Annotated in this window: 26 protein-coding genes; 15 read left to right on the forward strand and 11 right to left on the reverse strand. The window is 59.5% G+C overall.

Annotated elements, in window-relative coordinates; all coding sequences use genetic code 11:
- Positions 1-81 precede the first annotated feature (81 nt).
- Complete coding sequence (locus ACTHND_RS10010) at positions 82-813, forward strand: hypothetical protein (RefSeq protein WP_440177802.1); 732 nt, start codon at positions 82-84, stop codon at positions 811-813.
- 40 nt (positions 814-853) lie between these two features.
- Here the strand turns inward: ACTHND_RS10010 and ACTHND_RS10015 are convergent, their stop codons facing one another.
- The 3 genes from ACTHND_RS10015 to rpsU all read right to left on the reverse strand — a co-directional run bounded on the left by ACTHND_RS10015 (position 854) and on the right by rpsU (position 2,219).
- The gene (locus tag ACTHND_RS10015) at positions 854-1,360 is read right to left on the reverse strand and encodes a hypothetical protein (protein WP_440177803.1); all 507 of its coding nucleotides are present in this window, start codon (positions 1,358-1,360) and stop codon (positions 854-856) included.
- A gap of 114 nt (positions 1,361-1,474) precedes the next feature.
- The gene (locus tag ACTHND_RS10020; protein WP_440177804.1) at positions 1,475-1,879 is read right to left on the reverse strand and encodes an acyl-CoA thioesterase; all 405 of its coding nucleotides are present in this window, start codon (positions 1,877-1,879) and stop codon (positions 1,475-1,477) included.
- A 103-nt stretch (positions 1,880-1,982) separates the two neighbouring features.
- Positions 1,983-2,219, reverse strand: a complete 237-nt coding sequence (gene rpsU, locus ACTHND_RS10025; protein ID WP_090644115.1) for a 30S ribosomal protein S21 — start codon at positions 2,217-2,219, stop codon at positions 1,983-1,985.
- A gap of 315 nt (positions 2,220-2,534) precedes the next feature.
- Here rpsU and ACTHND_RS10030 point away from each other — a divergent pair, with 315 nt between their 5' ends.
- Genes ACTHND_RS10030 through ACTHND_RS10040 form a run of 3 tightly spaced genes read left to right on the forward strand, consistent with a single transcriptional unit; the run spans position 2,535 to position 4,918 of the window.
- Positions 2,535-3,203 carry a COQ9 family protein gene (locus tag ACTHND_RS10030; RefSeq protein WP_440177805.1) on the forward strand — a complete coding sequence of 223 codons (669 nt, stop codon included), beginning with the start codon at positions 2,535-2,537 and terminating at the stop codon, positions 3,201-3,203.
- Positions 3,200-3,541 carry a hypothetical protein gene (locus tag ACTHND_RS10035; RefSeq protein ID WP_440177806.1) on the forward strand — a complete coding sequence of 114 codons (342 nt, stop codon included), beginning with the start codon at positions 3,200-3,202 and terminating at the stop codon, positions 3,539-3,541. Before ACTHND_RS10030 ends, ACTHND_RS10035 begins: the two co-directional genes overlap by 4 nt.
- A 42-nt stretch (positions 3,542-3,583) precedes the next feature.
- A complete protein-coding gene (locus ACTHND_RS10040) occupies positions 3,584-4,918 on the forward strand; it encodes a hypothetical protein (protein ID WP_440177807.1) in 1,335 nt (444 codons plus the stop codon).
- Positions 4,919-4,952: 34 nt separating this feature from the next.
- On the opposite strand, the gene ACTHND_RS10045 is transcribed toward ACTHND_RS10040, so the two are convergent.
- The 4 genes from ACTHND_RS10045 to purE all read right to left on the reverse strand — a co-directional run bounded on the left by ACTHND_RS10045 (position 4,953) and on the right by purE (position 8,272).
- A complete protein-coding gene (locus tag ACTHND_RS10045; RefSeq protein WP_440177808.1) occupies positions 4,953-6,188 on the reverse strand; it encodes a hypothetical protein in 1,236 nt (411 codons plus the stop codon).
- A 117-nt stretch (positions 6,189-6,305) separates the two neighbouring features.
- On the reverse strand, positions 6,306-6,608 hold the full coding sequence (locus ACTHND_RS10050) for a YciI family protein (RefSeq protein WP_440177809.1): 303 nt from the start codon (positions 6,606-6,608) through the stop codon (positions 6,306-6,308).
- A 94-nt stretch (positions 6,609-6,702) separates the two neighbouring features.
- The gene (locus tag ACTHND_RS10055) at positions 6,703-7,779 is read right to left on the reverse strand and encodes a 5-(carboxyamino)imidazole ribonucleotide synthase (protein ID WP_440177810.1); all 1,077 of its coding nucleotides are present in this window, start codon (positions 7,777-7,779) and stop codon (positions 6,703-6,705) included.
- A 1-nt stretch (position 7,780) separates the two neighbouring features.
- Positions 7,781-8,272 (reverse strand): 5-(carboxyamino)imidazole ribonucleotide mutase, encoded by a 492-nt coding sequence (purE, locus tag ACTHND_RS10060; RefSeq protein ID WP_440177811.1) that lies wholly within the window; start codon positions 8,270-8,272, stop codon positions 7,781-7,783.
- A gap of 202 nt (positions 8,273-8,474) precedes the next feature.
- On the opposite strand from purE, the gene ACTHND_RS10065 reads away from it, so the two are divergent.
- The gene (locus ACTHND_RS10065; RefSeq protein WP_440177812.1) at positions 8,475-9,410 is read left to right on the forward strand and encodes a diguanylate cyclase; all 936 of its coding nucleotides are present in this window, start codon (positions 8,475-8,477) and stop codon (positions 9,408-9,410) included.
- Positions 9,411-9,468: 58 nt separating this feature from the next.
- On the opposite strand, the gene ACTHND_RS10070 is transcribed toward ACTHND_RS10065, so the two are convergent.
- Positions 9,469-10,632 (reverse strand): deoxyguanosinetriphosphate triphosphohydrolase, encoded by a 1,164-nt coding sequence (locus ACTHND_RS10070; RefSeq protein WP_440177813.1) that lies wholly within the window; start codon positions 10,630-10,632, stop codon positions 9,469-9,471.
- A 63-nt stretch (positions 10,633-10,695) separates the two neighbouring features.
- Here ACTHND_RS10070 and ACTHND_RS10075 point away from each other — a divergent pair, with 63 nt between their 5' ends.
- The 7 genes from ACTHND_RS10075 to ACTHND_RS10105 all read left to right on the forward strand — a co-directional run bounded on the left by ACTHND_RS10075 (position 10,696) and on the right by ACTHND_RS10105 (position 15,071).
- Positions 10,696-11,073 (forward strand): HesB/IscA family protein, encoded by a 378-nt coding sequence (locus ACTHND_RS10075; protein WP_440177814.1) that lies wholly within the window; start codon positions 10,696-10,698, stop codon positions 11,071-11,073.
- Positions 11,074-11,127: 54 nt separating this feature from the next.
- A complete protein-coding gene (locus ACTHND_RS10080; RefSeq protein ID WP_440177815.1) occupies positions 11,128-11,529 on the forward strand; it encodes a VOC family protein in 402 nt (133 codons plus the stop codon).
- Between the two features lie 42 nt (positions 11,530-11,571).
- A complete protein-coding gene (gene xth / locus ACTHND_RS10085; protein ID WP_440177816.1) occupies positions 11,572-12,390 on the forward strand; it encodes an exodeoxyribonuclease III in 819 nt (272 codons plus the stop codon).
- 57 nt (positions 12,391-12,447) lie between these two features.
- On the forward strand, positions 12,448-13,152 hold the full coding sequence (locus tag ACTHND_RS10090) for a hypothetical protein (RefSeq protein WP_440177817.1): 705 nt from the start codon (positions 12,448-12,450) through the stop codon (positions 13,150-13,152).
- A 98-nt stretch (positions 13,153-13,250) separates the two neighbouring features.
- The gene (locus tag ACTHND_RS10095; RefSeq protein WP_440177818.1) at positions 13,251-13,976 is read left to right on the forward strand and encodes a hypothetical protein; all 726 of its coding nucleotides are present in this window, start codon (positions 13,251-13,253) and stop codon (positions 13,974-13,976) included.
- A 107-nt stretch (positions 13,977-14,083) separates the two neighbouring features.
- A complete protein-coding gene (locus tag ACTHND_RS10100) occupies positions 14,084-14,770 on the forward strand; it encodes an NnrU family protein (RefSeq protein WP_440177819.1) in 687 nt (228 codons plus the stop codon).
- A 145-nt stretch (positions 14,771-14,915) separates the two neighbouring features.
- Entirely contained in the window at positions 14,916-15,071 is a 156-nt protein-coding gene (locus ACTHND_RS10105; RefSeq protein ID WP_440177820.1) for a hypothetical protein, read from the forward strand.
- Here the strand turns inward: ACTHND_RS10105 and ACTHND_RS10110 are convergent.
- Entirely contained in the window at positions 15,065-16,027 is a 963-nt protein-coding gene (locus ACTHND_RS10110) for a Gfo/Idh/MocA family protein (RefSeq protein ID WP_440177821.1), read from the reverse strand. The two genes, ACTHND_RS10105 and ACTHND_RS10110, sit on opposite strands and share 7 nt — an antisense overlap.
- Positions 16,028-16,230: 203 nt before the next feature.
- On the opposite strand from ACTHND_RS10110, the gene ACTHND_RS10115 reads away from it, so the two are divergent.
- From ACTHND_RS10115 to ACTHND_RS10125, 3 genes are read left to right on the forward strand one after another with little or no spacing between them, the layout of a single operon-like run.
- Positions 16,231-17,139 carry a cobalamin biosynthesis protein CbiG gene (locus tag ACTHND_RS10115; protein WP_440177822.1) on the forward strand — a complete coding sequence of 303 codons (909 nt, stop codon included), beginning with the start codon at positions 16,231-16,233 and terminating at the stop codon, positions 17,137-17,139.
- On the forward strand, positions 17,132-17,461 hold the full coding sequence (locus tag ACTHND_RS10120; protein ID WP_440177823.1) for a YnfA family protein: 330 nt from the start codon (positions 17,132-17,134) through the stop codon (positions 17,459-17,461). The genes ACTHND_RS10115 and ACTHND_RS10120 overlap by 8 nt, the downstream gene beginning before the upstream one ends.
- Positions 17,462-17,471: 10 nt before the next feature.
- Positions 17,472-17,768 carry a DUF1330 domain-containing protein gene (locus ACTHND_RS10125; RefSeq protein ID WP_440177824.1) on the forward strand — a complete coding sequence of 99 codons (297 nt, stop codon included), beginning with the start codon at positions 17,472-17,474 and terminating at the stop codon, positions 17,766-17,768.
- Here ACTHND_RS10125 and ACTHND_RS10130 read toward each other — a convergent pair.
- Complete coding sequence (locus ACTHND_RS10130; RefSeq protein WP_440177825.1) at positions 17,755-19,158, reverse strand: MATE family efflux transporter; 1,404 nt, start codon at positions 19,156-19,158, stop codon at positions 17,755-17,757. The two genes, ACTHND_RS10125 and ACTHND_RS10130, sit on opposite strands and share 14 nt — an antisense overlap.
- Before the next feature lie 67 nt (positions 19,159-19,225).
- Complete coding sequence (locus ACTHND_RS10135) at positions 19,226-20,599, reverse strand: class II 3-deoxy-7-phosphoheptulonate synthase (protein WP_440177826.1); 1,374 nt, start codon at positions 20,597-20,599, stop codon at positions 19,226-19,228.
- Between the last annotated feature and the right edge of the window lie 18 nt (positions 20,600-20,617).

Below are 20,617 nucleotides of genomic sequence, written 5' to 3' on the forward strand. Positions count from 1 at the left end.
GGCGTTTCCATTCAGATACTGTTCAGCCTTAATTTTTTACAATGCCGGACGTTATGATAGGTTCATAACAAAACTGTAGTAATGGTGATTATGTTGAAGCTGATGAAATCCGTGTCGAAATCTTCTGCCGCATTGCTGGCCCTTGGCCTCCTGAGCGCTCCCCTGGCCTCGCCTGTCCTGGCGCAGACGACCTCCAATGGCATCACCACACAGGAAGCCTCCGCCTCGGACGCCTTTCCAGGCCTCAAGGGTTTCCTCAACCTGCCGGCGGCAGATCGCAGCCAGATCAATGTCTATTACGCCGTGCGCATCAAACACGCCGACCCCGCTGCGGTGAAAATCATCCTCACCCATAATGGCCAGAGCCAGCCGCTTCGCATCGGTGCGGACGGTCGCATCACGCCTTTGCCGACCCGCGACCAGTTGAACAGCGGCGCCAAGATCAGGATCAGCGGTCCCGCCAGCGGCAGCTATGCTATGAAACTGCACGTCTTCTCACCCCAGCCGAATGGAAAAACCTATGATGCCGGCGGGCTCGCCACCGGCGTCAGACAGGCCAATGCAGCCATGAGCAAGATCGCCGGCCCCCTGGCCATGATGCTGCCCAAGCTCGATCGAGTCTATTTTGTCGGTGGCGGCACTGGCGAAGCGGAATTCGCGGGCGGCCAGAAGAAGCCCCTGCCAAGGACGACGTCAGCCGGTGAATATCCGGCCGGTACGCCCTATTTCGTACCGGGGCAGATGAATGGCGCCACCCGCCTGACCTTCAGCAATACGGTCAGCCTGGCGCATTACGACAATCCGCCGAAGTAAGAATTGGCCGCCGAAGTAAGAATTGGCCGCCGAAGTCGGATCAGATTTCAGCCTGTTGAGATTTGACCGCCTTCTGCGCCGTCATATACATCCCCAGCCAGCCGCTGGCGAAGGCGCACACCCCGACAATGATCGGGCACAGGATGAAAAGGGTTGTCGTGTTAGGCAGGTGCAGCAGGTCGATCCAGAAATAGGTCGTCAGCAGGATTCCCGTCAGCCAGGCGGGAAACTGCCCGACCTTGCCCAACAGGGTGGCGAAATAACCGCCGACCAGCGCGCCCACGGCCCAGGTAATAGGGATAATGAGAAAGACCTGCCCGGCCACCGTTTTCATTAGTTCGGCCTTCTGCTCGGCATCGACCATGTAGATGCCGGGGGGAAACGGAAAAAGCTGATCGAGCACATATTTGGCGATCGTATAGACCAGCATACCCAGAAGCAGGCCAGACAGCACGACCAGAACAACCATAAGCGTCTGTCGCGTCTTGCCGTCATCCCACTCGCTGATCCAGTCCTGAAAACGGCCGACAAACGACGATTTGGCCATAATGGATACCCCTCATCCCTGTTACATGACGCATTGATGTCCCTGTTAGGCCATCTGGTCAATGCCTTATTATTAACACAATCCGGACATGCCTGACAAATGCCGGTTTAGACTTCAGCCGCCGGCCACCGGACGCGGCTTCCCGTTGTCATCTATGGCCACGAAGGTGAAGATGGCTTCGGTCACGCGCACCTTGTCTTCGCCTTCGCGTGGCCGGCGATAGGCGTCAACCTTCATCTTCATCGAGGTCCGGCCAACCGATATGACCTTGGCATAGACTGTGACTTCATCGCCCACCTGCACCGGCGTCAGGAAAACCATGCCATCGACCGCGATCGTGGCTACGCGCCCCTTTGAAAGGCGCGCGGCGATATTGCCGGCCGCGAGGTCCATCTGCGACATCAGCCAGCCGCCGAAGATATCGCCCGACGGGTTGGTATCGGCCGGCATGGCGGTGGTCAGGATGCCGAGGTCTGCGGGGTCAGGCCGTTCGGAATGATCGTGCGGGCTGTTGGCCATGAAATTATCTCCTGCGTCACGGACAGCAAAAAGCGCTGAAAGCCGGGCCTTCAGCGCTTTAAAATTATGCCTGTCCGTTCAAAGCTCTAAACGGACAAATCAACTAGGCGCGAACCGGACGCGGCGTGGCGGGTGCGCCGCCTTCACGTTGCAGGCGCTTGCGGGCCAGCTTGCGGGCGCGGCGAACGGCTTCAGCCTGCTGGCGGGCGCGCTTTTCGGAGGGCTTTTCGTAATGTACGTGACGCTTCATTTCGCGGAAGGAACCTTCGCGCTGCATCTTCTTCTTCAGGGCTTTCAGGGCCTGGTCGACATTGTTGTCACGGACGAAAATCTGTACCAAAAGGTATCTCTCCATTCAGGGTTCGTGGGCCGGCGAGGACATGCGCCAGATGTTCCGGCAGCGGCCCCTCGGCCAATTGTGAAAAAGAAACTTACGCCCGCAAACCAAAGGCGTGCAGGAAGATCGGCCTTGCCCATACATGAGGTGAACTGCCTTGTCCAGACAAAGCCCGCTTTAAAAGGGTTTTTGATCGCTTTTTTTGCCGATTTCCTGAGGGACTGCGACCTTTGCAACCTTCGCAGATGCGACATTTTGTTGCCGTCATGACCGACTTCCCCCCTTGGCGGAGAGCCCGGCAACGCCTATTGTAACAACATGACCTTATCCGCGCCCTTTTCCGGCTTAAAAGCCGCCGAGTCCCGCCTGGCAAGGGCCGTGGCCGCCTACGTGCCCGCACTCGGCCTGAACCGCCAGAGCGTTGAGGCCGGCGCGCGCAGCTTAGGCATCAGCGAAGGCGAGCGCGACCTGATTGCCCCGCACGGCGCCGCCGATATCGCCGCCATCCTGTGGCGTGATCATGATGAAATCTTGCTCCACCCGGAAACGACCGAATCGCTGGCCGGCATGAAGATCCGCGAAAAGATTGGATACCTGCTCAATCTGCGACTTGACGAGGCCGCGAAGGATGAAAAACTGGCCCGGCGCCTGATGGGCTATTTCGCCCTGCCCCCTCATGCCGCGCTCAATCATCGCCTCTTGTGGCAGACCGCCGATATTATCTGGCGCCTGGCCGGCGATACGGCGCTGGACGAAAACCACTATTCCAAGCGCATCATCGTTTCCGGCATTATCACCACCGCCATGATGACCCGCCTGTCGCGCGGCCGGAAAGCCCAACTCGAACAGATCGACCGCAATATCGAGCAGGTCATGCAGTTTGAAAAGTTTAAGGCGAAACTGCCGGTCAAACCGGAAGGCCTGGTCCTGAACCTGGCCAAAGCGCTCGGGCGGCTGCGTTTCGGCCAGCCGGCAAGCGTCACATGACAGCCTTGCGCGCCCTGCTCGCCTGTGTCTGGCTGCTGTTCTCTCTGACGGCAACCATCGCACCGCAGGCAGCGGCCAAAGACATGACCAGCGATATGGCCTGCCATATGGACCATATGGAAATGAGCGGCAGGCAGATGCCGCACCACAAGCCAGATACGCCTGCGACGCCGCAGACGGTCATGCCCTGTTGCAGCCAGCCCGTGCTCGCCGCGGATGCTGAACCGGTTGCGCTTCTCTCGCGCCCCTTTGAACCGGCCCGGTTGACACCCGCTATTGCCCGGCCGCTCGCCAACCTGCCCGCCCGCCTGGAGCCGCGTCCGCCGAAAATCGTTTGATGGAATAACCTTTTCCCATCAAATATTTTCAGGAGACAGCTTATGTCTTATCTAAAGTGCACAACCGCCCTGGCGGTGCTTTTTGCGTTGTCCGCTGCGCCGGCCTTCGCCCAAAACATGCCCAATATGGATATGCCGGCACAAACCGCCGATCATGATCATGGGGCAGATCACACGCAGGATCAGAAGCCTCCTGCCACCTCGCCCCAAACCATGGACCATGACATGTCCGGCATGGATATGTCCGATATGGATCACATAAACATGGATGCCCCGAAATCTGGCTGGCAGGTCATGTCACATGCCGTGCTGAACTTTGTGGCCGACAATCAGGAAGGCCCGCGCGGCGGATCGAAAAACTTCGTCGAAGGCATGGCCATGATCATGGCGTCGCGCGAGCTGGACAATCGCAACACGCTCGATCTGAACCTGATGCTGTCGCCCGATGCCTTCATGGGCAAGGGCGGCTATCCCCTGCTGCTGCAAACCGGCGAAACCGCCGATGGCGTGCATCACCTGGTCGATGCCCAGCATCCGCACGACCTCTTCATGGGTGCTACCGCCAAACTGACCCACCGCTTCGATAGCGACACCAAAGCCTTCGTCCTCATCGGCTGGCCGGGTGAATTTGGCTTCGGTCCGACCGCCTTCATGCACCGTGCCTCCGGTGAAAACTTCCCTACCGCGCCGATCACCCATCACTGGCTCGATTCCGGCCACATCACCATGGGCGTGGTCACTGCGGGCCTCGCCAAGGGGCCGTTACAGCTTGAGGTGACGCAGTTCACCGGGCGCGAACCGGATCAGTACCGCTTCAACCTCGATACCCCGAAGCTGGATTCCACGGCCATTCGCCTCACCTGGCAGGTCAGCGACCGCCTGACGGCCCAAGCCTCCTGGGCCCATCAGGTCAGCCCCGAGCAACTCGCGCCGGATGAAGACCTGCAACGGCGATCGGTGAGCTTCGATTACAATCACGCCTTCAGGGCCGGAACGCTCTATTCGACCCTGGCCTGGGGTCGAAAGGAGATCGAGCATAGTGCTGAAAAGCCCTCCGATGGATATCTGTTCGAGAACACGTTCAAATTCAATGACAAGTGGATGGCTTTGGGCCGTCATGAACGCGTCTATAATGACGAACTGGTCCATGACGGCGCTTACTGGGTAGCCAAGACGGAGATCGGCGCCATCCGCACCTTCGACCTGGGACATGACATGACGCTCGGCCTTGGGCTGGTACGCCAGTTTAACACGGTGCCCGATGCCCTCAAGCCGGTCTATGGCGATCACCCCAACGGTACGGTCGGCTTCCTGCAGCTCAAGATCCACCCGATGTATGGCTCGATGACTGGCCAGATGTCCGGCATGAATATGTAACAAAAAGCCCCGCCGGAGAAGCTCCGGCGGGGATTCAGTGTACCTTGGCTACGCCCTCATAATCATGAGCCATCCAAAGGCAAGCTTCCTCATGGTAAGGTTCAAGCTTGTCGCCTCGCAAGTAATGCAATCGGCACTCAGCCTCTGATCCATCACCGCCTGACGCATTATTCCTTTTGTAATAGGCGACGACGCGGTCGTACAAACTTATGGCCGCCGGCAGATTTTGAGCAACAATATCGCCGCGCTCATACAGCTTCGCCAGTAACATCATAGCTTCCGGCACATCAGTTTCTGATGCCTTTAGCAGGAAGGATATCGCACCTGTCGGGTCCGCCGGCTGGCCAAGCAAGTGCATCAATTCTGACTGAAGAAGTGCTGCGCCCCATAAATATTGCGCCCAATTATTTCCATCCTCCGCACCCCGCCTGAGAATAAGAAGTGCTTGGCGCTTATCCTCATCTGAACAAGGGAGTGTTTTGATTTGCGCACACATCAGTACCTGTTCCGCAGCATTTATACGGCCATACAAACGCGCTTCAGCTAGCCCTTCAGGCGTCAGTTCTTGAAAGCCGGTGACATCCTGCGGCAAGCCCCACCCTGCGTCCACCGCCCTCTTCATCCAGACCACGGCTTGATCAATGGTGGCCTGAGGTGAAAGATCGGGCGCGACCTTATCCGACGATATCAGCAGTTGTGCGAGGGCCTGCATCGCTTCGCCGTCGCCTTGATCAGCGGCCTTCTTATACCATGAGAAAGCCTCGGCTTCATTACGCTCAAAACCGTCTAAGCCCTGTTCATAATTTTGCGCCACTCTTCTCTGCGCCTCAATATCCCCCAACTGAGCTTGAGCCAGAAGTTCTCGGGTTTGACCTTCTGCTACCTGCCGAAGGTGTTCATCGATAAATGCGTATTTTTCAGGATGCAGCATACTATCCACGACATATTTGTCAGCTTCTTCAGCATAGTGTTTTCCCTTGTCCTGGTCTTTTATAACACCATCGCCAGTTAGATATATATCCGACAACTGACCGGCCGCCCAAGGCAATCCACCATCCACGGACTTTTCAAACCATTCGACGGCCTTCTGTTTATCAACCGCCACTCCTTGTCCCAAATAATAGTTCAAGCCTGTTTGGTATTGGGCAAAAACATCACCTTTTTCAGCAGCGCTCAGGCTCTCCTGAAAAGATTGTGCGAAGCTTGCACCTGCTTGCATGAGTAGTAACGCAATGAAAATCGAAATGTAGACACGCCAAACTATAAGCATGATCCCCCTCATTGAATTGAGTGAAGCATAGTCCTACATCAACAGTCGAACAGGACATAACAAAAAGCCCCGCCGGAGATGTCTCCGGCGGGGCTTGATTATCTCAGGCTAAACGGCTCAAGCGGCCAGTTCGGCCTTGGCCTTGAGCCCTTCCAGGCCCGGCGCGGTCGAAGTGATATTGACTTCAGAAATGACATATTCCGAAACACCGTTGATGTGGAACGGATCGCGGCGCAGCATGGCTTCGACCACTTCACGGCTGCCTTCGGCGAAAATCATCCCACCCGTGCGCGGCACGCGGCGGCCGGCCGCCAAGAACAGGCCGCTGGCATAGCCTTCTTTCAGCCAGGCCATGTGGGCTTCGAGGTGGCGATCGACTTCGTCATTGGGGACCGTATAGGTCAGGGTGACAATAAACATGGTAATTCCTTTAGCTGGGGAGAGCCTTGCAAAGAGAGTGGCGGTCCGGACGATCAAAAGTCAATTCGCAACTGCAAAAAGCGTGCCTGCGAGACTAAGCCTTGATGCGGTTGATATGTCCCATTTTGCGACCCGGACGCGGCTCGTCCTTGCCATAGACGTAGAGGCGCGACTGCGGCTCGGCGGCCAGGGTCGGCCATTCGAGAATATCCGGCCCCAGCAGATTGGTCATTTCGACCGTGCAGCGGGCTGTGGTATCGCCCAGCGGCCAGCCAACGACCGCGCGGATATGCTGCTCGAACTGGTCGCACAGGCAGCCATCCTGCGTCCAGTGACCGGAATTATGTACACGCGGCGCGATCTCGTTCAGCAAAAGGGCATCACCCGGCAGAACGAACAGCTCAACCGCCAGAACGCCGACATAGTCCAGCCCTTCCAGCACCTTGCGGGCGATCTCATGCGCCTTTGCGGTCACCGCTTCGGAAACCTGCGCCGGCGCCAGGGTGGTCGAGAGGATACCGCCGACATGATGATTTTCACCGATCGGGAAGGTCTTGATCTCGCCGTTCCAGCCGCGCGCCGCTACCACCGAAATCTCGCGTGTAAAGCTGGCCTTCGCTTCCAGGATCGATGGACGGCCATTCAGGCTGTCATAGGCTGCGGGCGCCTCTTCGAGACTTTTGATCCACACCTGCCCCTTGCCATCATACCCTTCTCTGCGCGTTTTCAGCAGGGCCGGCAGACCAGATTTTTTCAACGCGTCCTGAAGGTCCGCCAGGCTGTTGATTTCATAGAAATCGACCGTGCCGATACCGGCTTCACGCGCGAAACTCTTTTCCAGCACACGGTCCTGCGTGATGCGCAGCGCCTTCGAGGACGGCGCCACCACTGCTCCCTTGCCGGTCAGGAAATCGAGGCTGGCGGCCGGCACGTTTTCGAACTCGAAGGTAATGACATCGCAGCTTTCGGCCAGGCGGGCCAGAACGGCCTCGTCGGTATAGGCCGCCACTTTCGAGGCCAGCGACACCTGGGCGGCGGGCGAACCGGCATCCGGCCCGAAGGTCACCACCTTGAAGCCAAGCCGCGAGGCGGCCTGAGACAGCATCCGGCCCAACTGGCCGTCACCGAGAATACCGATCGTGCTGCCTAGCGGCAGGGGGGCTTTTAACATCTTAGTCTTCTACTGTATCGGGAACGCTGTCCGTCTGGGCCTGGCGCAGGGCTTCAATGCGCCCGGCCAATTCGGGATCGTTCAGCGCCAGGATCTGCGCCGCCAGCAGGCCGGCATTTTTGGCGCCCGCCTCGCCGACAGCCAGGGTGCCGACCGGCACCCCCCCCGGCATCTGGACGATGGAGAGCAGCGAATCAATCCCCTTCAAGCCATCACGCACAGGCACCGGCACGCCCAGCACCGGCAGGGTGGTCATGGAGGCGGTCATGCCCGGCAGGTGGGCCGCGCCGCCGGCGCCGGCAATGATCACCTTGTAACCTGCCGATTTCGCGCCTGTGGCGAATTCATAAAGCCTTTGCGGCGTGCGGTGCGCCGAGACGACCCGCGACATATAGCTGATGCCCAGTTGGTCGAGCGCGGTGGCGGCGGCCTTCATCACGCTCCAGTCGGAACGGGAGCCCATGATGATGGCAACCTGCGGCGTGTCAGCCATGTGAAAGTCCTTGAAAACCGGGGGCTTTGAGAAAGGCGCGGAGTATAGTCAGAAGCGTTCGCACTGCAACCCCCTTCCGCTTGCCCCAAAATCGTTATTTTTGCGCCCGGTTGTTGCCTGGCGTTCTGTGGAAAATGCGGTGTGAATATATGGCCGTTTGCATTGCGCATGATCCGCTTCCATGCTTTCATAAGACACTCAAATGACCAACGCCACCATCATAAAACTCTCGGAAAGAATGGGCCTGGACTCACATCACCAGAAGATGGCCGCTCCCTCCGCCCCTACTCCGCAGACGCCGGAGAGCCCCGCGGAAACGCCGGCGCGCGCCACCACGGCATCGATGCAGAGCCTGCTTGCCCATTATTTTGAGAGCAACGCCCCGGAAGCATCGGCGCTTTCCGTCACCGATGCCGGTTCAGTTTCCGGTTCAGTTTCGGGCCCTCCCCGTGCCCTGACCACGCCGCACAGCGAAACCCGCCCGAAAAATCCGGAAACGACGGTGCCCCCCCCTGCTTCGGTGCTGCCAGCTTCGCCCTCTTCTCTGGTCGCCCAGCCCGACTGGCCGCCGGCGGCGCGGGCGCTGGTCGATTCGCTGATGCGGGAAAACGAGTCGTTGCGCGAACAGCTTCAGCAACAGGCCCTGCACCTGCAAAGCGCCCAGGGTCAGGCCGACAGCGACGTCCTGACCCCTACCCTTAATCGCCGCGCTTTCCTGCGCGAAGTCCATCGCGCCATGGCCGATTGCCGCCGTTATGGCGAAGACGCCTGCCTGCTCTATCTCGATATGGATGGCTTCAAGGGCATTAACGACGCCTATGGCCATTCGGCCGGTGATGCGGCCCTGATCTATGTCGCCGAAACCCTCAATGCCAGCGTCCGTGAAGGCGACAGTGTCGGCCGCATCGGCGGCGATGAATTCGCTATCCTGCTGCGCCATGCCGACCTGAAGTCATCGCGCATCAAGGCCATGCGGCTTGAGGCCGAACTGATGATGGGCACATTTGAATATGGCGGCCTTTATCTCAAGACCGGCGGCTCATTTGGCGTGCGCGCCTATGCCGCTCAAGCCTCTGCCGAGGCCTGGCTGAGCGAAGCGGATGCCGCCATGTTCCTGGTCAAGAAGTCATCGCGCTGATCTTTACATCGAAGGCGATGCCGGGTGGTTACCTGCCGGATTTCATAAAGGCTGAGTGTTAACCATCGAAAGAAAAGAGCCGGCGTTGCTCTTCGATAGCGAACGCGTCGGTCATACCGGCGATGTAGTCGCAGATCACCCGTGCCCGCGCCGCCTCGGTATCCTTGGCACATACCCGCTGGAACCACTCGGTCGGCAGGGTATCTGGTTCGGTCATGAACAGCTCGAACATCTCTTTCAGAGTGCGCTTGGCGTGGCTGCGCGTGCGATTGAGCTTGTAATGCTTGTACATGCGCTCAAAAAGAAAACCGCGCAGGCGCGACAGATCGTCATAGACCGGCTTCGAGAAGGCGACCATCTGCCGGCGCGCCGTGCGGACATCCTCGCCGTTTTCCACACCATCTTCTTTCAGGCGACGGGCGGTCTCGACCAACACATCGGCCATCATCGTGCCGATCATTCGCCGCACGCCTTCAAGGCGCAGGAGGCGGTTGTCTATCGATGGCCAGTCCTTTTGCACCGAAGCCAGGGCCGGGCCGATCAGCGGCACGGTCATCAGGTCTTCGATGGTGAAAAGCTCGGCGCGCAGGCCGTCATCGACATCATGATTGTTATAGGCGATATCATCGGCCAGGGCGGCGCACTGGGCCTCCATCGAGGCGAAGGTATCGGTGCGCAAGTCCCATTGATTATTGAAATCAACGATGGATTTCCATGACGGTTCCTGCATGTGATGGCTGACCGGACCATTATGCTTGATGATGCCCTCCAGCGTCTCCCAGGTCAGGTTCAGGCCGTCAAATGCCGGATAGCGCACCTCAAGCCGGGTGATGACCCGAAAGGTCTGGACATTGTGATCGAAGCCACCCCAGGGCTTCATGCAGTCGTGCAACTGATCCTCGCCGGCGTGGCCGAAAGGCGGGTGGCCCAGATCGTGCGACAGGGCGATGGTCTCGGCCAGATCCTCGTTCAGCCCCAGGGAATGGGCCAGCGACCGGGCAATCTGCGCCACCTCCAGGCTGTGGGTCAGGCGGGTGCGGAAATAGTCGCCTTCATTGGCGACGAAAACCTGCGTCTTGCCCTTGAGGCGGCGGAAGGCGGTCGAGTGGATGATGCGGTCGCGGTCACGCGCAAAGGCGGTGCGCGTCGGGCTTTCCGCCTCGGGATAGAGGCGGCCGAGGCTCTTTTCGACATTGGACGCAAAGGGGGCCAGGGGCTTCATGATCTCTCCGCAATCAGTTCAGGCTGTCGCTATACTGATTTCCCTAAAAAATCTTTGGGAAATATGACCGCGGGGGCTGATTTTGCCGGCAAATGCGCCCATATTGCCTGCATGAGCCACAATATCACCCTCACCGCCTCCGCCGCGAAACATCTCAATGCCCTGAGCGATGAAGCCGGCCATCCGGTCATGCTGCGCGTCATGGTCGAGGGTGGCGGCTGCTCCGGTTTCCAGTATGTGCTTGATTTGACCGACACGGCCAATCCGGACGATAGCCGGATAGAACATGATGGCGCCACGGCCCTGGTCGATGAGATATCCGCCCCCCTGATGGCGGGTTCAATGATTGATTATGTCGAGGAACTGGTCGGTTCCCAGTTCAAGATCCTGAACCCGCTGGCCGTGGCTTCCTGCGGCTGCGGCACCAGCTTTTCGCTGTAATAAATCCCTTTTCGTGCCTATTCTGGCGGTCGATCAACCGTTGAGGATCGCCCCATGCCCCCATCAGCGCCCTTGGCCGCCATCGTCGCCCGCCCCTTCATGCCGGCAAAGGATTTTGCCTTAAGCAAGGCGTTCTACGAAGCGCTGGGCTTTAAAAAACTACTCGACAGCGAGGTGGCGATTTTCGCCTGCGAAGGCGCCGGCGGCTTTATCCTGCAAAATGCCTGGGTGGAACAATGGGCGCACAATTTCATGATGCAGTTGATGGTCGAGGATCTCGACGCCTGGTGGTCGCATATAAACGGCCTCGATCTTCCCGACCGCTTCGGCGTCCAGCCGCCCAAGGCGCCGAAAATGCAGCCCTGGGGTTTGCGGGTGGCTTTTATTTATGATCCTGCCGGTGTCCTGTGGCACGTCTGCGAGGCGCGGCCGGATGCACCGCAGGACTTCACCTGATTGGGGTTGCCCGAATCCGCTCATCGAACTACACCTGAGCGCATGAAAATCGCCACCTGGAACGTCAACTCCGTCAATGCCCGCCTGCCGCTTCTGCTGGAGTGGTTCAGCGAGGCGCAGCCCGATGTCTGCGGTCTGCAGGAAATCAAGTGCATCGACGAGAAGTTTCCCACCGAAGCGTTTGAATCACTTGGCTATAACTGTGCCATCCATGGCCAGAAAACCTACAACGGTGTGGCCATCCTGTCGAAATTTCCGATGAGCGACATCCGGCGCGGCCTGCCGAAAGCGGAAAGCGACCAGGACGACCATTCGCGCTATATCGAGGCGGTGATCGAGGCGCCGGAGCCGATCCGCTTCGGCTGTATTTACCTGCCCAACGGCAACCCGGTCCATACCGACAAATATGCCTATAAGCTGCGCTGGCTGGAGCGCCTGCACGCTCATGCAGATTCACTCCTGAAACTTGAAGAAATGACCGTTTTAGCCGGTGATTTCAACATCATACCCACAAAAGCCGACCTGTGGAAGGAAGGGCCGTGGCTGGATGACGCCCTCTATCAGCCGGCCGTGCGCCGCGCTTACCAGGGCCTGAAAAACCTCGGCTATACCGACGCCTTCGAGGCCCATTCCACCTTTTCCGGTTCCCCCGAAGACAACCGCTATACTTTCTGGGATTACCAGGCAGGCGCCTGGCCGAAAAACGAGGGTATCCGGATCGATCATCACCTGCTCTCCCCGCAGGCCGCCGATCGTCTGGCCGATGTGATCATCCACAAGGATACACGCGGCCGCACGCATGACGAGGCCAAGCCTTCGGACCACGTGCCCGTGGCCATCGAATTGACAACAAAATCTTAACCCGCCCGCGTCACAATAAGGGTTTGTTACCCATAACCCTCCTGGCGTGATCTACCGATGGCCCATGCCGCGCGTATCCTGTTGTATTTCCTGTTCGCCGGCATCGGACTGACCCTGATCGCGTCGGGCCTGATGTGGTGGTTCGAGTCGTCACGCCGCCTCGCCCGCGCCCTCAATACATCCCTTGGGAAAACCGCCGACGCCGTGGTCTACGATCTCGGCGGACAGAAGGCGGCGGGGCTGGACTTCACCGCCGGCGATCTCGCCATCATGTGGAAGACCGGTGCGCAGGGGCTGGTCTTCGCTTTCGATGAAATCGAAGGCGCCGAACTGATCGTCGATGAACGCGTGGTTGCCCGCGCGCAGAAGGGCGAAAGCCGCAAGGTATTGAACGAAACCCACGCCCAGGCGTCAAAAGTGACCCTGCGCCTGATGTTCAATGATGTGGAGACGCCGGAATTCGAGGTCAACCTGTTCGGCGATGTCAGTCATAACCCGGTCCACGCCCAGACCGCCGCCGAAGCCGTGCGGATCGGCCGCAAATGGCTGTCGCATATCGATGCTGTCATCAAGCGTATGCCGGTCGATGACCGCTCGCCCTATCCCGAAGACGCGGAAAAAGCCGCCGAGCCCGTGCGAAAGCCCGCCCCGCAGGTGAATACCAGACCGTCCTTCAATGACCTGCCGCCCTGGGAAGAGACGGAAGCGGATATGGGGGAAGACGATGACACAAACGACACTTATCGTGACGAAAAGCGGTAGTCTCTGCGGTTAAAGGCTTAACGCGCCACGAAATTCGTGGTTAACTTCCTGTAGATAAATCAATAGCCGTTACAGGTAGCCTTGCTTTGCCGACCTATTTGCCCACGATTATCATCCTGTCAGCGGCGGTGCTGGCCATTCTGGTCGTGCTGTACCGCGTCTATGACTCGCGCGTCGAACAGCCGAAGAAGCTGGAAGATGAACTGCGCGACGGGCTGGAAACCTTCAAGGCCGATGTCATGGTGCTGGAACCGGTCCGCAAGGCGGCGGCCGCCAGTTCCTTTGCAGGCGACCGGCTGATCATTGTCGAAGATTTTGGCAAGAAGCCCCACCGCCCTTACAAGATGTCGCAACTCATGGGCATGGAGGTCATTGTCGACGACAAGGTGATCGGCCGCGTGATGCGCAGCGGCCCGCACATGATGCTGGATGATATCGCCCCCACGGTCCACCGCGTCACCATGCGGCTGGTGCTCGATGACCCCGCCTTCCCCAGCTTCGAGCTTGTGATCTGGGATCCGAACGACACCCTGACGGCCCGCGCCGAGGGGCCGCGCGCTGCCATCAATAATGTCCGGAAATGGTTCTATCATGTCGAGGCGGTCCTGCGCCGTACGATCAGTGCGCCCCAGCCGGTCATCGGCGCACCGGCGGCCGCGGCGCCTGTACGCATACCCGATTTCATGCCGGCGCCCTCGCTTACGCCACCACCCGCACCACCGCCCATGGCCACTGCGGCAAGCCCGGCCCTGCCACCGGCCTCCGCCCCGCCGGCCAGACCGGAAGGCGATGTGCTGAACGCGCCGCTTATCCCCTATATCTAGGCCCAGAACTCATAAATATCACCGCCTTGCGTGCTTGCGCATGGCCAAGCCCGTATCGCCATGTTAGGCGTTGAGACTATCGAGACCGGTCGGAGACTTTAGACCTCATGTGGACCCTGGCACTGGCGTGCGCCTTCTTCCTCTGCATCCATCTGATGATCAGCGGCACGACGATGAAAGACCAGATCATCGCCAGGATCGGCGGGGTCGCCTACTATATCCTTTTCTCCCTGTTATCGACCGGCGGCCTGGCCTGGATGGTCATTGCTTTCGGCATCGCCTTGAGCGACCCGATGAATGTGGTCCTCTGGAAATCGGAAACCTTTCTGCGCGTCATCGGCCTGTTCGGCAACTTCCTGGCCTTCCTGCTCGTCGTGGTCGGCATCGTCACGCCTTCGCCCACCAACCTCATGGCCCTGCGCCAACTGCCGGATAAGACCGTCTACGGCATTGTGCGGATTTCGCGGCATCCGATCCTGGCCGGTATCGGCATCTGGGCCCTCACCCATATTATTTGCAATGGCAACCTGGCGGCGTGGATCTTCTTCGGCTCGATGCTGGCCCTGTGCGCCCTGGGCGCCAATAATATCGACCGTAAGCGTATGGCGCTCATGGGAGATACCTACGCTTCGATCAAGCGCCGGACCTCGATCATCCCCTTCGTCGCCATTATCGAAGGCCGCACAGCCTTTGCTCCGGAAGAACTCGGCGTGGCGCGTATGCTGCTGGCCGTTTCCATGTTTTCGGCTGTGACGGTACTGCACGAACTGCTTTTCACCGCAAAGGCGATTTGACGGCTATAATTAATGCGGCAGCGCACCCAATCCGGGTTAATTTGCCATTGATCTTATCACAATTGTTTGAACAAATAGGCGTATAGCGATCTGAATAAATCAGATGGGTGGGTTCGCGTCGGTTATGAAGCTCTCGGCTTTTACCTTGTTGCTGTTTTTCATCGCCGTGGCGCTGGTCATGGCCAGCCTGATCGGCCATTTCCGCCCTGTACCCCATATAAGCGAATATGCCTACTGGCTGATGACCGCCGCCTTCGGTGTGCTCACCTTCGGCATCATATTCAAGGGCAGAACTCAGTAAATAGTGTATTCGCTGGGTTCCGGCGCCACTTCCTCATCGATAGACAGCGCCAGCACCAGAGCCTTCAGGGCATCTTTGCCTGCGCATAGCGGCGCCGCGCGCACGCCCCGTACCGTATCCAGAAAACGGAACACGCTGGTGCCAAGCGGATCCCTGGCGATATCTGCCTCGGCAAAGTCGGCATTCAGCCGGAACGGCGTATTGTTCTCAAACTTGCGATTCAAGAGGTCGATATTGACCTCACCACTGGGATAGACGATCCGCATGGTACGTTCGCGCTGCTCCGCCATGCGCGACGCCCGGAAATGCGCCATCATGCCGTTCTCGAATTCCACCTCGGCCGTAACCTCGTCAGCGCCAACCGCCTTATAACCTTCATCCGTGCGATAGCGGGCGGTGGCCTGCATTCCGCCCGGTCCGGCGCCGGCCAGGCTCTGAGCCAGGTCAAGATCGTGGATCATCAGGTCAAGCACGACGGACACATCGAGATTGCGCGTCGAGGCCGTGCCGTTGCGCACGGCTTCCAGGCGCAAGGGCCTTTCCGGCACATCATAAAGGCCCATGGCCTCAAAAACCGCGCGCTCCTGGTGGCCGCAGGCCAGGACCAGCCCCTTTTCCGCCGCCAGATCGACCATGGCGTGGCCGTCGGCGATGGTAATGGCCAGCGGCTTTTCGCTATAGACATGCACCCCGGCTTCCAGCGCCTTGAGCGCGACAGCCGCATGGGCGAAGGCGGGCGTGGCGATGGTGACGGCATCGATCCGAGCCAGGAAACTTGGCAGTTCATCGCCGCCGAATGCCTGGACGCCATGCCGGGCCGCCAGGGCCTCGGCCCGCGCCTTGTCGAGATCATAGATGCCGACAAATTCGACGGCCTCAGCCTGCTTGTATTTATTGGCATGATATCCGCCAAAAACACCGGCGCCCACGACGCCCACCCGCAAAACCTTAGCCATGACAATCTCTTCTGTCGTTAATGGGTATCTGCTTAAACCGCTTCGCGGCAAAAATGGAATACAATTTACGCTACATAAATTGTGCAAAGCCACATAAACCGCTTTTTCGCCATGCTTATCGGGTCTAAACAGGGCGAACTTTTACCGCTCGCACATGCCGGATGTCGGTGAACGACCTCTGGATGACCTGGGAGATTTTGCCTGTGACACGTTTGTTTGGCGCCTATGTGATTGTCGACTACAGCGCCGCCGAAGGCAAGAAGACCGGCGAATCCTCGGTCTGGATCGGTGTGATGAAGCGCGATATCCGCTTCCGCCTCTCCTATGAAGCCCACAATCCGGCCACCCGCGCCGAAGCCGTCGCCCTCCTGAAGACGATCCTGGCCGACCTGCACAAGCGCGGCGACCGCGTCTTCCTGGGTCTCGATTTTGCGCTCGGCTTCCCGCGCGGCACGGCGTTACGCCTTCAGGTCAAGGGCGCGAACTGGGCCGGCATGTGGGAATTCCTGGCCAAAAACATTGTCGACAAACTCGACAACAAGAACAACCGTTTCCAGGTGGCCGCCAAGATGAACCGCCTGATGACCGATGAGGCGCACCCCTTCTGGGGCTGCCCCAAGAGCGACGCGCAAAAGTGGCTCTCCACGCTGAAACCGGAAAGCCTTGGCGATTTCCCCGAATTCCGCCTGACCGAAGAGGCCGCCCGCAAGGCGCACAAGAAAGCCCAGGCCGCCAAGAGCCTGTGGCAGATGCATGGCGCCGGCGTCGTAGCCGGCCAGACCATGCTCGGCATTCCCGCCTTCAAGGCCCTAGCCGAGGGTTTGGGGGACAGCGCGAAAATCTGGCCGTTCCAGACCGGTTTCGGGGCGCTCGATGAGGCCGCGCTGGATGGTGTGTCCACCCTGATCGCCGAGGTCTTTCCAGCGGTGTTCGACGGCGAGGCCGAGCCCGGCGAGGTCAAGGACGCGACCGGCGTGCGTATCGCGGCACAAGCCCTGGCCGAAGCCGATGACAAGGGGCAACTGGGCGCCCTGTTCGCCGCGCCGAAAGGCTTGAGCGAAAGCGACCTGGCCATCGCCGCCGGGGAAGAAGGCTGGATCCTGGGTGCTTAAGCCCCTCGTCATCTATCTTCTCGCCGCCATCGCCGAAATCGCCGGCTGTTACAGTCTGTGGGCCGTGCTCAAACTGGGCAAATCCCCCTTCTGGCTGATCCCCGGCGCATTATCATTGTGCGCTTTCGCCTGGTTGCTGACCCTGATCGATACGCCCGCCGCCGGACGCGCCTATGCGGCCTATGGCGCCATCTATATCACCGCTTCGATCGGCTGGCTGTGGTGGGTGGAGAAACAGCGCCCGGACCTGTGGGATCTGGCCGGCCTTATGCTTTGCCTGGCCGGTTCGGCGGTTATATTATTCGCTCAACGCCCTTCATAAAGGAAACCAAATGACCGCCTATGTCATCATGATCCGCGACCGCATCACTGATCCGGCCGAAATGACGATCTACGCCGAACTGGCCCGCAAGGCGCGCGGCGATAACCCGCCCCGGCAACTGGCCTTTTATGGCGCCCACGAAGCCCTGGAAGGCGCAGAAGCCGATGGAATTGTCATCCTCGAATTCGAAGACATGGACCACGCCCGCGCCTGGCATGGCTCGCCCGCCTATCAGGAAGCGATGAAGCACCGGCAGCTTGGTGCGGACTATCGCGTGCTTTTGGTCGAGGGCGTCAAGCCGGCATAATTCTGGCTGCCCGCCGATCAAGCCACAGGAAACGGGCCGTCTGGAAGGTGCCGGAAATCAGTGAAGCCGCCACCACGGCCCAGACGAGGCCGGCCACGCCCCAGCCAAAGACAATGCTGAACAAAAATCCCAGCGGCAGCATGATCGCACCGTAGGAGACATAGTGAATGACCGTCGGCGCCAGTATGTCCTTGCGCGCGCGCAGGGCCTGGGCTGCCACCACCTGCAGACCATCGGGGATAAAGAAGAAGCACGACAGCAGAAGGCCCATCTGCACGTTCGGCAGCAGATGCGGGTCATGGCTGTAGAAGCGCGAAATCACACCTGCAAATAGCGCGGTAAATATCACCACGGCGGTCATGAAGGCGCCGGCTGAAATAAAGCTCACCCGCCCCATTCGCGCCAAAGCGGCGCCATCACCGGCGCCGAATGCCTTGCCGACCAGCACCGAACAGGCGGAAAGTCCCATCGGCACCATGAAGACGACGCTGGCATAGTTGAGCACGATGGTCCAGCTTGCCACCTCGATTTCGCCGATATGACCGGCGAACATCGTCATGCCGGCAAAGGCGCCGACCTCGATGAAATAGGCCGCACCCGTGGCATAGCCAACATGGCGTTGCTCGACAGCCCCATGATGATCCTTTTCCTGCCGGCCCAGCAAATCGAAAGGCTTTGTTTCCTTAAGGCGCAGGATATGGATCAGCAGACCCGCGGATTGCAGGCCACGCGCGATCAGCGTGGCGGTCGCCGCCCCCATGGCGCCCTCGAAATGAATGCCAAGCAGGGTGACATGCCCCGGCACCAGCAGCAAAAGCAGGGCGACATTCAGCGCATTGGCGATCAAGGTGGCGATCAGAGTATCGCGTGTGCGGCCGAGGGCTTCGAGAAACAGCGAACCGACCTGGCCTGGCAGGAAAACCGGGATCGAACAGGCGAACAGGATCAGCGGCAGGTGCGCGCCCGCCACCATGTCCTGTTTCACCACCAGACCGAGGAAATGCGTGCCGCCCAGAAGCAGGATGGCCATGAAACCGATGCCGAGCATCAGAGCATAGCCGATGCCGCGCTGGAAGACTGCTCCCACCCGGTGCAGGTCGCCGGCCCCGATAAAATGCGAGGTCTTGACCTGTACGCCCATCAGCAGGCCCATGGAGGTCAGGGCCGGCACCCAGTGCAGCGCCTGGGCCAGGGTCAGATAACCCAATTGGGCCGAGCTATGCTGGCCGACGATGATGGTATCCATCAGAGCCATCAGCATGACGCCGACCCGCGAGGCGATCACCGGCCATGACAGTCGAAAAAGGGCGGCAAATGCCGCCCTCGTTTGAGGCTCAATTCGGGTGATCAGGGTATTCATGCCCGGCGATATAGCTGATTTTGTGATCACGGTCCACGCGCAGTCAATAAAAAACCCGAACCGGGGTCCGGGTTTGATATTCAGGCCAGGACGCGAATCAAGCCGCCTTGCTGGCCGCCGATTTCAGGCTGTGCAGACGCTCAGCCACCAGGAAGCTGAGCTCCAGCGCCTGATCGGCATTGAGGCGCGGATCGCAGTGCGTATGGTAACGGTCCTGCAGATCTTCTTCCGAAAGCGCAAAGGCGCCGCCGGTACATTCCGTCACGTTCTGGCCGGTCATTTCCAGATGCATACCGCCGGGATGGACGCCCTCTGACGCCGCGATATCGACGAAGGAACGTACCTCCGACAAAATCCGGTCGAACGGGCGCGTCTTGTAACCGTTATTGGCCTTGACGACATTGCCGTGCATCGGATCGATCGACCAGATGACCGGCGAACCGTGCTTTTTAGTGGCGGCCATCAGACGCGGCAGGCGCTCGCCTACCTTGTCGGAGCCGAAGCGACCGATGACGGTCAGGCGGCCCGGAATACCTTCCGGATTGAGCGTATCGATCAGGCGCAGCAGGTCGTCCGGCTCGATGGTCGGACCGGCCTTGACGCCGATCGGGTTCTTGATGCCCTTCATGTAATTGACATGCGCGCCATCGAGCTGGCGGGTGCGCTCGCCGATCCACAGCATGTGGGCGGAGGTATCGTACCAGTCGCCCGAGGTAGAATCGACGCGGGTCATCGCCTGCTCGTAGTTGAGCAGCAGGGCTTCGTGCGAGGTGAAGAAATCGACCTGGCGGATTTCCGGCTGGCGGTCCGGCGTGATGCCGATGGCCGACATGAAGCTCAGGGTCTCGGAAATCTTGTCGGCAAGGGCGCGGTAACGCTCGCCCTGCGGCGAACCGGAAACGAAGCCCAGCGTCCACTTGTGGATGTTGTACAGGTCGGCATAGCCGCCCTGGGCGAAAGCGCGCAGCAGGTTCAGCGTGGCCGAGGACTGGTGATAGGCCTTGATCAGCCGCGACGGATCGGGAATGCGCGCCTCCGGCGTGAATTCCATGCCGTTGATATTGTCGCCGCGATAGGACGGCAGGGTGATGCCATCAATCGTCTCGATCGCAGACGAGCGCGGCTTGCCGAACTGGCCGGCGATGCGGCCCACCTTGACCACCGGCTTGCCGCCGGCAAAGGTCAGGATGACCGCCATCTGCAGGATCAGACGGAAGGTATCGCGGATATTGTCAGCGGAAAATTCCTTGAAGGATTCCGCGCAGTCCCCGCCTTGCAGCAGGAAGCCATTGCCTTCGGCCACCTTGCCAAGCGCCGAGGTCAGGCGACGGGCTTCACCGGCAAAAACCAGCGGCGGCAGGTGCGACAGTTCGCTTTCAACAGCTTTGAGGGCCTGGGTATCCGGGTAATCATCCGGAATATGCAGGGCTGGCAGGGAGCGCCAGTCTTGGGGGGACCATGTCTTTTTCATTGTTCTATTTAAACTCTA

The sequence above is a fragment of the Asticcacaulis sp. genome (genome assembly GCF_051954415.1).
Taxonomy (GTDB): Bacteria; Pseudomonadota; Alphaproteobacteria; order Caulobacterales; family Caulobacteraceae; genus Asticcacaulis.